Genomic DNA, 12,387 nt, shown 5'->3' with positions numbered 1-12,387 from the left:
CGGTTCCTCAGTCGACCTTCGGCGCCGCCGCGGCGTTGCCGTGGGAGCCTGCCGCTGCGGTGGTGGCGGCGTTGCCGGCCGCCGCGGTCCCGGTGACTTCCACCGCCTTGACCTCGGCGCCGACCGACACCTTCTGCAGGCCCTGCACGATGACCCGGTCGCCGGCCTTCAGTCCGCTGCGCACCACCCACTTGTCGCCGATGGCATCGCCCGTGGTCAGCACGCGCTGGGCGACCTTGTTGTCGCGGCCGACCACCATCGCCACCGCCTCGCCCTTGCTGTTGCGGCTGATCGCCTGCTGCGGCACGAGGATGGCCTGCTCGTCCACCGCCATCGGCAGCACCGCCTTGACGTACATGCCCGGCAGCAGCAGACGATCGGGATTGGGCACCACCGCACGCAGCTTGACCGTGCCGGTGGCGGTATCGACGGCGGCATCCACCACCTCCAGCGTGCCGCTGCGCGCATAGGTGCTGCCGTCCTCCAACTGCAGCGTCACCTCGGCCTTGCCATTCACCGCCTTGAGCTGGCCGGCGTCGAGCTGGCGGCGCAACTGCAGCAGCTGTGCGCTGGATTGGGTCACGTCCACGTACATCGGGTCGAGCTGGTTGATGGTGGCCAGCACCTCGCTCTGGCCGGCGCTGACCAGCGCGCCTGGCGTGTAGCTGGAGGTGCCGATGCGGCCGGAGATCGGTGCGGTGATGCGGGTGTAGTCGAGATTGATGCGCGCGGTCTGCAAGGCGGCCTTGGCCGCGACCACCGCCGCCTCGTTCGCGCGCAGCGTGGCCACTGCATCGTCGCCGTCCTGCTTGCTGACCGCATCCAGCCCGACCAGGGTCTGGTAGCGCTGCGCCTTGGGCCTGGCCGACAGCACCGCCGCCTCGGCCTGCGCCAGATCGCCCTTGACGGTGTCGTACGCGGCCTGGTAGCTGGCCGGATCGATCTCGTACAGCACCTGCCCGGCGTGGACGTCCTGGCCTTCGGCGAACAGCCGCTTGCGCAGGATGCCGCCGACCTGCGGACGCACCTCCGAGCTCATGTAGGCCACGGTCCGGCCGGAGAGGGTCTGGTCGAGCGCCAGGCGTTGCACCTTCACCGTCTGCACGCCGACCTGTGTCTGCGGCATCTGCGGCGGCGGCTTGGAGGAACACGCGGCCACCGCCGTGAAAACGACGGCGAGCAGCAGCCAGCGCGAGGGCGACATGGAGAAACGGCGGACGACGGGCAGCATGCGGCGCACTCACGGGATTTCCGAAGGTGGCCACGCTAGGCCGCGAATGTGCAGCAAATTTGGAGATTGCCGACGACGGCGTGGATTGGCTTGCTTTCCCCTGCCGCGACGCGGCTAATACGCAGCATCTGTCGCTCCCGCGCCGTGCCTTGCCTCTCCGATGAAACTGGGCCTCACCGCCAAGCTGTTCCTCGCCATCCTCGCCGCATGCGTGACGGTGCTGCTGATCAACGGCCTGGCCGTACAGGCCTTCGTCAAACGCCAGTTCCTGGACTACCTCAACCAACAAGGGGTGGAGCGCATGCTGGAGACCTTGCCTCGGGTCAGGGCCGAGTATGCCCGGCACGGCAACTGGGACTTCGTGCGCGACAATCCCGATGTGTGGTTCGTGCTGATGCGCCCGGAGCATGGCCCCGGTACGCCGCCCAGGGCACCTCCGATTTCCGACCAGACCGGCGCGGTGTTTCGCTTCGCGCTGCTCGACCAGGACTACAGGCCGGTGATCGGCAATCCCGATGTCGGTCGGGACGACATCCTGCGCCCGGTGGTGGTCGGCGGCCGTACCGTCGGCTGGATGGCGATGCTGCCATTCCAGAAGGCGCTGGCGGCGGCAGACGCACGCTTCTACGCGGCGCAGCAACACGCATGGTGGATGATCGGCAGCGCCTCGCTGGTGGTCGCCGCGCTGCTCGGCTGGCTGCTGTCGCGCGCCTTGCTGCGACGCATGCGTGGCCTCACCGGCGCCACCCACCGCCTGGCCGCCGGCGACTACGCCACCCGCATCGACGCCAGTGCGCGCGACGAACTCGGCCAGCTGGCGCGCGACTTCAACCTGCTGGCGCAGGCGCTGGAGCACAACGAACGCGCGCGGCGCGACTTCATGGCCGACATCTCGCACGAGCTGCGCACGCCGCTGGCGGTGCTGCGCGCCGAACTGGAAGCGCTGCAGGACGGCATCCGGCCGATGACGCCGGACTCGCTGGGTTCGCTGCACCAGCAGATCGGCCAGCTCGGCAAGCTGATCGAGGATCTGTACGACGTGTCGCTGACCGATGTCGGCGCGCTCGCCTACCGACGCGCGCCGGTCGACCTGGCGGTGATCCTGGCCGCCGTGCTGGACAGCATGCGCGCGCGCTTCGTTGACGCGCAGCTGCAGGTGCAGGTGCAGATCGACGCCGGCCCACTGCAGGTGGACGGCGACGAGCGCCGCCTGCAGCAACTGCTCGGCAACCTGCTGGAGAACACCCTGCGCTACACCGACGCCGGCGGCACGGTGCAGGTGCGCTGCATGCGCTGCGACGCGATGCTGGAACTGGTGGTGGAGGACAGCGCACCGGGCGTGGAGGCGGACAAGCGCGCACGCCTGTTCGAGCGCTTCTACCGTGCCGAGGCCTCGCGCAACCGCGCCAGCGGCGGCAGCGGCCTGGGCCTGGCGATTTGCCGCAACATCGCCGAGGCCCATGGTGGTGCGATCGACGCCGAGGCCTCCGCGCTGGGCGGATTGCGCGTGGTGGTGCGTTTGCCGGCGCAGGCGGCATGAGCGGCCTGGACCCGATCGGGCACGTGCTGATCGTCGAGGACGAACCGCGCCTGGCCGCGGTGATGCGCGAGTACCTGCACGCCGCCGGCTATTCGCACGACTGGATCGCCGATGGCGCGCAGGCGCTGGGCGCGTTCCGCGCGCAGAAGCCGGACCTGGTGCTGCTGGACCTGATGCTGCCCAACCGCGACGGGCTGGAGATCTGCCGCGACCTGCGCAGGGAAAGCGCGGTGCCGGTGATCATGGTCACCGCGCGCGTGGAGGAGATCGACCGCCTGCTCGGCCTGGAGATCGGCGCCGACGACTACATCTGCAAGCCGTTCAGTCCGCGCGAGGTGGTGGCGCGGGTGCAGGCGGTGCTACGCCGCCATCGCCACGATCCCAAGGGCGCGCCGGCGCCGGGCCTGCAGATCGACGAGGACGCCTGCCGCGCCAGCGTGCACGGCCGCGACCTGGACCTGACCCAGGTCGAGTTCCGCCTGCTGCGCACCCTCGCCACCGCACCGGGGCGCGTGTATTCGCGCGAACAACTGATGGACCGTCTCTACGTCGACCACCGCATCGTCACCGACCGCACCGTCGACAGCCACGTCAAGAACCTGCGCCGCAAGCTCGCCGATGCCGGCGTGGAGGACTGGGTGCGGTCGGTGTATGGGGCCGGGTATCGCTTTGAGCCGTGATTGGGGATTGGGGATTGGGGATTCGCAAGAGCCGGCAGCGCCACGGCTGAAATGCAATCGGTCAAGCCGCTTTTGCGAATCCCCAATCTCGAATCCCCACTCCCCGCCTCACCGAAACACCACAGTGCGATGCCCGTTCAACAGGATGCGATGCTCGACGTGGCGGCGCACCGCGCGGGCCAGCACCTGCGATTCGGTATCGCTGCCCAGGCGCACCAGCTCGCGCGGGGTCATGGCGTGGTCCACGCGGGCCACGTCCTGCTCGATGATCGGGCCTTCGTCCAGGTCGCCGGTGACGTAGTGCGCGGTGGCGCCGATGATCTTGACCCCGCGCGCGTGCGCCTGGTGGTACGGCTGCGCGCCCTTGAAGCTGGGCAGGAAGCTGTGGTGGATGTTGATCGCGCGCCCGGCCAGTGCCGCGCACAGGGTGGGCGACAGGATCTGCATGTAGCGGGCCAGCACCACCAGGTCGATGCGCTCGCGTTCGACCAGCGCCAGCAGCTGCGCTTCCTGTTCGTCGCGATTGGCGGCGCTCACCGGCAGGTGATGGAACGGCACGCCGTAGGAGCCGGCCAGCGCGGCGAAATCGGAATGGTTGGAGGCCACCGCGGCGATGTCCACCCGCAACTGGCGGCTGTGCGCGCGGAACAGCAGGTCGTTGAGGCAGTGGCCCTGCTTGCTGACCAGCACCAGCAGGCGCGCACGGCGGCGCGCGTCGTGCAGTTGCCAGTCCATCGCGTAGTCGGCGGCCAGGGGCTCCAATTGCAGCTTCACTGCGGCGGCGACGCCGTCGGCGGGTACGTCGAAGTGCACGCGCAGGAAGAAGCGGCCACTCTCCTCGTCGCCGAACTGCTGCGCATCGAGGATGTTGCAGCCGTGCTCGAACAGCAGGCCGCTGACGCGGAAGACGATGCCGGTACGGTCCGGGCAGGACAGGGTCAGGATGTAGTCGGGGCGCATCCGCTGATGATAGGGGACCCGTACCCCCACCCCAACCCCTCGGTGGGGGGAAGGGGCTTAGCAATCCAGCCGAAGCCGGCTTTTCCTTCTCCCCTCGGGAGAAGGTGCGCCGAAGGGGCGGATGAGGGTGCGGGCGAAGCCTCGTGCAGCTTAAACACCGCGTGCGCTGCGCGCCCTTACCCTCACCCCAACCCCTCTCCCGAGGGGAGAGGGGCTAAAAGCAATCCAGCCGAAGCCGGCTTTTCCTTCTCCCCTCGGGAGAAGGTGCCCCGAAGGGGCGGATGAGGGTGCGGGCGAAGCCTCGTGCAGCTTAAACACCGCGTGCGCTGCGCGCCCCGTACCCTCACCCCAACCCCTCTCCCGGGGGGAGAGGAGCTTAGGCATCCTTACCCTGAAATCCTGTCTCGGTTGATGCAGCGCCCAAGAGGTTGCTACTTTCTCTACTCACTCCGGGCGCAGGCGCAACGCCAGGCGGCGGTTGACCTTCTCCAGGCGCGCCAGCGAATCCTCCACCGACATGCCGACCGCTTCGTGGGTGGTGATGTGCGCGCGCAGATGCGCCGGGTCGTCCAGGTCGCCGCGCACCAGGAACACGTTCTCGCCATCCTCCACGTCGCCGATCTCGCGGCTGAGCACCACGTGGTCGACCTGGTCGAAGCCGTACTCCTTGGCCAGCGGCAGCAGCCGCGCCACCATGCGCTCGCTGATCGCGTCCGGTGCACGGCCGCAGGCGGCGTCCAGCGCATGCACGCCCTCGCGGATCTGCGCGTACAGCAGGTGATCGGGATGGTCCGGATGATCGGGGCCGGGCACGGCCTCGCGCACGACCGCGCGCGGCGGCTGGATCGGCACTCTGTCGCCGGGATCGGACGAATTCGGACTCATGGCATCCTCCTGTGATGCGCCAGCAAATCGCCGCACCTTAGCGGCAAGCGCGCGCCAGGCTCAAGCGGGCACGCAGTGTGCGGCATCCGCCGCCAAGGTCCGCTGAAGATCGTCCCGCGACACTCAGGCCTGGCCGGCGCGGCGCGCGGCGACCTTGGCCAGCGCCGCCCAGTCCAGGTCGCCGTCGCCGTGCGCGATCGCCTCGATGAAGGCATCGCGCAGCACCGCCGCCAGCGGCATCGGCACGTGCCGGGTCTCGCCGGCGTTCAGCGCCAGACGCACGTCCTTCAGACCCAGCGTGGCCTTGAAGCCGGCTGGGCTGTAGCGCTGTTCGGCGATCATGCCGCCGTAGGTCTGGTAAGCCGGTGCGGCGAACACGGTGCTGGTGAGCATGTCGAGGAAATCGGCCGCTTCCACGCCATGCCCGCGCACCAGGGCCGACGCCTCGGCCATGGTGCCGATGGCGCTGGCCAGGCACAGGTTGGCGGCGAGTTTGACCGCGTTGGCCTGTTCCGGCGCGGCGCCGAAGTACCAGGTCTTGCGCCCGATGACATCGAGCAAGGGCTGCACCCGCGCCAGCGCCGCGGCATCGCCGGCGGCGAGCAGGTTGAGTTGGCCGGCCGCGGCCACCTCGACCCGCCCCAGCACCGGCATCGCCAGGTAGGCGACGCCGCGCTCGGCATGCAGCGCGTGCAGCTCGCGCGCCAACGCCACCGAGATGGTGGCCATGTTGACGTGCACGCTGCCGGCGGTGAGCGCGTCCAGCGCGCCGCGATCGAGCAGGGTCTCGCGCACCGCGGTGTCGTCGGCCAGCATCGAGAACAGCACCGGCCCGCGCACCGCATCGGCCGGTTGCGTGGCCTGCTGCGCGCCGGCCTCGAGCAGGGGCTGCGCCGCCGCGGCGCTGCGGTTCCACACCGTCAACGCATGGCCGGCACGCAGTAGGTTGAGCGCGATCGGCTGGCCCATCGTGCCCAGGCCGAGAAATCCAATCGTCGTCATTGCATGCTCCCTGAAGGAATCGAAATGGAGGCCGCCATGGACGCGCGCGGTGCGTCGGTCAGGCGTCGAACACGCCGCGCGCCGCAGGCGGCTCGCAGCGCAGGTATTGCGGCGCCGGCCGCAGCCGCGCGCCCAGCGCGGCCGCCGCATGCCAGGGCCAGCGCGGATCGTAGAGGATGCCGCGGGCCAACGCGATGGCGTCGGCGCGGTCCTCGGCGAGGATCGCCTCGGCCTGCTGCGGCTCGGTGATCAGGCCCACCGCGATCACCGGCATGCGCAGTGCGCGGTGCAGGGCTTCGGCCAGCGGCACCTGGTAGCCGGGCGCCACCGGAATGCGCTGACGCCGGTCCAGCCCGCCGCTGGACACGTGCAGGTAATCGCAGCCCTGCGCCTGCAATGCCTGCGCCAGCACCTCGCTCTGCGCCAGGTCCCAACCGCCGTCGACCCAGTCGGTCGCGGAGATGCGCACGCCCACCGCGATGCCCGGAGCCACCGCGGCGCGTACCGCCGCATGCACGCGCAGCAACAGGCGCATGCGGTTCTCCAGGCTGCCGCCATACGCATCGGCGCGCTGATTGCTCAGCGGCGACAGGAACTGGTGCAGCAGGTAGCCGTGCGCGGCGTGCAGTTCGATCAGCGCGAAACCCAGGCGCTCGGCGCGCCGCGCCGACGTCACGAACGCCTCGACGATGGCGTCGATGCCGGCCAGGTCCAGCGCCTGCGGCGGCACGCCGTCGGCGGCGAATGCCTGCGCCGACGGCGCCATGGTCTGCCAACCGTTCGGCTGGTCGGGCGCGATCGCGCCGCCGCCGTCCCAGGGCTTATGCGTGGACGCCTTGCGCCCGGCATGCGCAAGCTGGATGCCCAGCGGCATCGGCGACCAGCGCCGCACCGCGCGCAACACCGTGCCCAGTGCCGCCTCGGTGGCATCGTCCCACAGGCCCAGGTCGGCGTAGCTGATGCGCCCGCGCGGCTCCACCGCCGTCGCCTCCAGGATCAACAGCCCGGCGCCGGACTGCGCCAGCTGGCCCAGGTGCTGTACGTGCCAGTCGCTGGCACGGCCGTCCTCGGCGGAGTACTGGCACATCGGCGCGATCACGATGCGGTTGGACAACGACAGCGGCCCCAGTGCGAGGGGCGAGAACAACTGACTCACGATGCGGATCCGTGGAAACGCCGCGCGCGGCGCGGGAGGCGACCATTGCACTCCTGCCGCGCAGCGCGATCAACCACTGCCGGTGGATCAGTTCGTGCCGGGATTGGGAACGCGCGCCGCCGCCGGCAGCAGAAAGGCCAGCGCCTGTGCGCACGGCTGCTCCACCTTCAGGCTCAGCAGGTCGTCACCACGGGTGCGGCCCAGGTTGACCGCGGCGATCGGCAGCCCGGCCTTGGCCGCGGCCTGCACGAAACGGAAGCCGGAATAGACCATCAGCGACGAACCCACCACAAGCACCGCGTCGGCGCGCTGCAGATGCGCGAAGGCACTGGCCACGCGCTCGCGCGGCACGTTCTCGCCGAAGAACACCACGTCCGGCTTCAGCACCCCGCCGCAGTGCATGCAGCCCGGCACCACGAAGCTGGCGAAGTCTTCTCCCTCCAGGTCGGCATCGCCGTCGGGCGCCGGCGCGGCCTGCAACGTCGCCCACTGCGGGTTGTGCTGCAGCAGGTGCTGCTGGAACGCCTCGCGCGGCAGGCGCCGCTCGCAGCCCATGCAGCGCACCACGTCCAGGCGCCCGTGCAGGTCGATGGTGGCGCGACTACCGGCGGCCTGGTGCAGGCCGTCCACGTTCTGGGTCAGCAGCACTTCGACCTGGCCGCGCGCTTCCAGCTGCGCCAGCGCGGCATGGGTGGCATTGGGCCGCGCATGGCCGAGGCGCGGCCAGCCGAGCAGGCTGCGCGCCCAGTAGCGCTGTCGCGTCGCCAGCTCGCCCATGAAGGCCTGGTAGGTCACCGGCTGCGCACGTTTCCAGTCGCCGGCGGCGTCGCGGTAGTCGGGAATGCCCGAGTCGGTGCTGCAGCCGGCACCGGTCAGCACGAACAGGCGCCGATGGCGCTCGACGAACGCTTCCAGCGCATCCGCCATCGGATACACAGAAGCCGGCTGATCCTGCAGCGACGATGGCATCGTACGACTCCGGAGCTGGCATATGGGTGAGCGCATTGGGGTATGCGCCACTCCTTGTTTAAGGGACCTGGGCCGGCAGCGCAAGGCCTGCGGCCGCCGAATGGAACATCCTGCATGCGCTGCGCGATCACTGGATCGGGCAGCATCCGCAGCCTGAACATGCCCACGCTGGCATCGCGCTCGCGGTGCGGTCCGATCCTCCTCGCCAGCAGCGGGCGCAGTTCGCCGCATCCTCGCTACGTCGCAACGCAAGCGATGCGGTCCGAGCCGCGCATCCGCAGGCGAACAGACCTCTCGGCAACCCTCGTTGCATGCGGGCGCCCGCACCGCGAACCAGTTTCAGCCAGTTCCTGCAGACCAACGCATGGCACGCCTGGCGACTTCCGCGCCCCCATCGCCTTCGTGTCATCACCCATGGCGTTTTGGGCGAGTACCCATGCTGGATTTTCGACGGATGCGGACACTGTACGGAAGCAGTCGCATTCACCCGCACCGACCGATGCCATCGTCCGGATCACGACCGCGACGCAAGGCTTCCATGGACGCGGCGCCATCCGCCTGTGTCGCGCTCGGTTGCCAACACCAATCGCGTCGATCTCGCGATTCACTCCCAGGAGCTTTAACTTGACCACTCTTCATCCGCATTGGCGGGGCTTCGGCGCTCAGCTGCTTTTCCTTGCGTCCGCAGCGCCGCATTTTCGCTCGCGGGATGCTGCGCCGCATCGGTGCACCGTCACGTCGCGCATGGGCCGCGCTCCATTGTTCCCGATGCTCATGCTTGCGGCGGTCCCGCTGGGTGCAGCGGCTTCCACCAGCGTTGATGGCGATGGTCCGACATCGGCCCCCATCGCCGCAGCCGCAACGGACGACGCCCCGAGACAATCCGACGAAAGCGCGAGCGAGCAGCCGCTGAATGCGCAAGATGCCGTCGTCCTGGGAACGGACGCCTTTGCCAATGGCGATCAGAGCGTGTCGATCGGCAGCAGGAGCGCTGCATGGTCGAACTACAGCGTCGCAATCGGCTCGGAGTCAAGCGCCGAGGCTGATGGTGCAGTGGCGATTGGCGCTGCGAGCAGTGCTCGCGCCATCGTCAGCATCGCGCTCGGCGCGAAAGCGAGCGCCAACGGCGCCGCCGCGCTGGCGATCGGCCCATCAAGCAGCGCACAGGCCAGGACCAGTGTCGCCATAGGCGAAAGCGCAGGCGCCAGTGGCGAAAGCGCCATTGCCATCGGTAGCGGAAGCGCTGCGCGCTCCGACTTCAGCGTTGCGCTCGGCGCGCAATCGAGCACCGATGGCGTCAGTGCACTGGCGATCGGTCCATCAAGCAGCGCACTGGCCGACTCTAGCGTTGCGCTCGGCACGCAATCGAGAACCGATGGCATCAGTGCACTGGCGATCGGCCCATCAAGCAGCGCACGGGCCGACTCTAGCGTTGCGCTCGGCACGCAATCGAGCACTGACGGCATCGGAGCACTGGCGATCGGCGAACTCAGCAATGCAGAGGCCGACTCCAGCATTGCCATAGGCCAACGCGCGCGCGCCAGCGGCGGCAGCGCCACTGCGCTCGGCTTCGGCTCGGTCGCGGGCGGCGAAAGCGCCATTGCCATAGGTACCGGTAGCGGCGCTGGATCCGACTACGGCATCGCGCTCGGTTTCGAAAGCAATGCCCAAGCGGACAACGACGTTGCGCTCGGCGCGCAGGCCTTGGCAGGCGGCGAGAACGCAACGGCAATCGGGGCGCAAGCATATGCCAATGGCAAAGACGCCAGCGCCTTCGGCAGCATCGCCAGCGCCAACGGCGCCGGCGCCATTGCACTGGGCAGTGGCGCCACCGCGTTCGGCGCGACAACCCTGGCGCTTGGTTACAACAGCGCCGCGACCGGCACCAACAGCGTGGCGATCGGCGCCGGTTCGGTGGCCGATCGCGACAGCACGGTTGCGTTCGGCAATGCGACCGCGCTGCGGCAACTCGCCTATGTCGCCGCCGGTACCTCCGATACCGACGCGGTCAACGTGCTGCAACTGCGCAGCATCGCCAGCGTACTCGGCACCAGTGGCGCTGTCGGCAACGACGGCACAATCGGAAGTGGCGCCTATCTGGTCCAGGGCCGCACGTACGGCACCGTCGGCTCTGCCCTGTCTGCATTGGATGGCGCGCTGTCCTCGCTGGATCATCGCGTCGAGGCGCCGATCCAGAGCAACCAGGACGTCGCGGTTGGTAGCGGCGCCAGCGGCGGTGCCAGCGCAGGCACTGGTACCAATGCGGTGGCGGTCGGCGCCCAGGCCAATGCCAATGGCCAGAATGGCACTGCCATCGGTTCCAACACTCTGGCGTCCGGCGCCAACGACACCGCGCTCGGCGGCAACGCGCGAGTCGACGCAGACGGCAGCTCCGCGGTTGGCGCCAACGCCCGTGTCGCGGCTGGTGCCACCAACGCGGTAGCGGTGGGCGAAAGCGCCACGATCACGGCCGCCTCGGGCACCGCGCTTGGCCAGGGCGCTTCGGTCTCGGCGAACAATGCGGTGGCGATCGGCCGCGGCGCCTCCGCCACCCGCGCCAACACCGTCTCGGTGGGCAGCGCCGGCAACGAACGCCAGATCAGCAACGTCGCCGCCGGCAGCGCGGCCACCGACGCGGTCAACGTCGCACAGATGCAGGCCGGCGACAGCGCCACCCTGAGCAGCGCCAACGCCTACACCGACAGCCGCATGGCCGGCTGGGACGACAACCTGACCCGCCTGCGCACCGACACCGAGCAGCGCTTCCAGCACCTGGACCGGCGCATCGACCGGATGGGCGCGGTCAGCGCCGCCTATGCCGGCATGGCGGTCAATCTTTCAGGGTTAGCGGGCCTCAACCGCGTCGGCGTCGGAATCGGCTCGCAAGGCGGCGAGAACGCACTGGCGGTCGGTTATCAGCGCGCCATCGGCAGTCGCGCCAGCGTCTCGCTCGGCGGCGCCTTCTCCGGCAGCGAAGCAAGCATCTCCGCTGGCGCCGGCTTCAGTTGGTGACGCCGCGGGCCATCGGCACCATCGGCCCCTCCACAGGCCAGCCCATGAGGCAGGCTTCCACTTATCCAGCTTTCGCAGCCCCTAAAACATGACGCACACTTCCTTGTATTCCCGAAACTTCCTGGCCGTTGCGCTCGGCATGGCAATCGCCAGCACGGCGCAGGCCCAGCCGGTGTCCCGCTTCTCCACGCTGGAGATCCGCGAGCCCAACCAACCCATTCGATCCGTTCTCTACGATGGTGTGATCGTGACCTACCGCGACGGCAGCAGCGAACGCCGCGATGTCGACGCGGCGATGCGCACGCTGAAGCAGCTCACCTCCTCGCCCAGTGTCGCCGCCTCCTGGTCGCGCGGCTATCGGCAGAGCGTACCGCTCCTGCACCATGTGCGTCGGCTGGCCACTGGTGGAGATCTGATCCGACCCAGTCGCAAGCTGAGCCAGTCGCAACTGGAATCGCTGATGAAGAGCCTGCGCGCCGACCCGGCGGTGGCGCACGTCGAACCCAACCTGATCCTCAAGCCGGTGCGCAGCACCGTGCAGGCCACGGCCAGTGCCGTCGCCGCCCCCAACGATCCGGACTATGAAGTGCAATGGCACCTGCGCACGCCCGACGGCCACCTGGAAACGCTGGCGCCGGAGACCACCGGCTATGCCAACCGCGGCGGCATCGACCTGCTGCCTGCCTGGCAGTACGGCACCGGCCAGGGCGTGGTGGTAGCGGTGATCGACACCGGCATCACCGCGCACCCGGACCTGGATACCTCGCTGGCCGGCGCCGGCTACGACTTCATCAGCGATGCGCTGATGTCCGGCCGCGCCAGCAACGGCCGCGTGGCCGGCGGCTGGGACACCGGCAACTGGACCACCGACGACAAGTACCTGGTCGCCAACGGCGGCTGCGCGCAGCCGGGCCAACAGAGCGACAGTTCCTGGCACGGCACCCACGTCGCC

General features: G+C 69.4%; 10 protein-coding genes. 4 read left to right on the top strand and 6 right to left on the bottom strand.

Features of this window, described 5'->3' with window-relative positions; translation table 11 throughout:
* Positions 1–7: 7 nt before the first annotated feature.
* Positions 8–1,231 (bottom strand): efflux RND transporter periplasmic adaptor subunit, encoded by a 1,224-nt coding sequence (locus tag GGR71_RS17745; protein WP_304951785.1) that lies wholly within the window; start codon positions 1,229–1,231, stop codon positions 8–10.
* Positions 1,232–1,391: 160 nt separating this feature from the next.
* Between GGR71_RS17745 and baeS the strand changes: the two genes are divergently transcribed.
* Together baeS and GGR71_RS17735 are read left to right on the top strand one after the other, a co-directional pair.
* Positions 1,392–2,771 carry a sensor histidine kinase efflux regulator BaeS gene (baeS, locus tag GGR71_RS17740; RefSeq protein WP_160958181.1) on the top strand — a complete coding sequence of 460 codons (1,380 nt, stop codon included), beginning with the start codon at positions 1,392–1,394 and terminating at the stop codon, positions 2,769–2,771.
* Positions 2,768–3,451 carry a response regulator gene (locus GGR71_RS17735; RefSeq protein WP_160958183.1) on the top strand — a complete coding sequence of 228 codons (684 nt, stop codon included), beginning with the start codon at positions 2,768–2,770 and terminating at the stop codon, positions 3,449–3,451. Before baeS ends, GGR71_RS17735 begins: the two co-directional genes overlap by 4 nt.
* A gap of 108 nt (positions 3,452–3,559) precedes the next feature.
* Here the strand turns inward: GGR71_RS17735 and purU are convergent, their stop codons facing one another.
* From purU to GGR71_RS17710, 5 genes are all read right to left on the bottom strand, one after another.
* Positions 3,560–4,411 (bottom strand): formyltetrahydrofolate deformylase, encoded by an 852-nt coding sequence (gene purU / locus GGR71_RS17730; protein WP_160958186.1) that lies wholly within the window; start codon positions 4,409–4,411, stop codon positions 3,560–3,562.
* Between the two features lie 444 nt (positions 4,412–4,855).
* Positions 4,856–5,296, bottom strand: a complete 441-nt coding sequence (locus GGR71_RS17725) for an XVIPCD domain-containing protein (protein WP_160958188.1) — start codon at positions 5,294–5,296, stop codon at positions 4,856–4,858.
* A gap of 123 nt (positions 5,297–5,419) precedes the next feature.
* Entirely contained in the window at positions 5,420–6,298 is an 879-nt protein-coding gene (locus GGR71_RS17720; protein WP_160958190.1) for an NAD(P)-dependent oxidoreductase, read from the bottom strand.
* Between the two features lie 58 nt (positions 6,299–6,356).
* Positions 6,357–7,454, bottom strand: a complete 1,098-nt coding sequence (locus GGR71_RS17715) for an oxidoreductase (RefSeq protein WP_160958193.1) — start codon at positions 7,452–7,454, stop codon at positions 6,357–6,359.
* Between the two features lie 87 nt (positions 7,455–7,541).
* On the bottom strand, positions 7,542–8,423 hold the full coding sequence (locus GGR71_RS17710) for an NAD-dependent protein deacetylase (RefSeq protein WP_160958196.1): 882 nt from the start codon (positions 8,421–8,423) through the stop codon (positions 7,542–7,544).
* A gap of 744 nt (positions 8,424–9,167) precedes the next feature.
* On the opposite strand from GGR71_RS17710, the gene GGR71_RS17705 reads away from it, so the two are divergent.
* Together GGR71_RS17705 and GGR71_RS17700 are read left to right on the top strand one after the other, a co-directional pair.
* Positions 9,168–11,435, top strand: a complete 2,268-nt coding sequence (locus GGR71_RS17705) for a YadA-like family protein (RefSeq protein ID WP_160958403.1) — start codon at positions 9,168–9,170, stop codon at positions 11,433–11,435.
* An 88-nt stretch (positions 11,436–11,523) separates the two neighbouring features.
* On the top strand, positions 11,524–12,387 hold an 864-nt coding region (locus GGR71_RS17700; RefSeq protein ID WP_184452174.1), incomplete at its 3' end, for a S8 family serine peptidase.

It is taken from the genome of Xanthomonas sp. F1, assembly GCF_014199855.1.
This window is presented reverse-complemented; position numbering and strand designations above follow the sequence as displayed.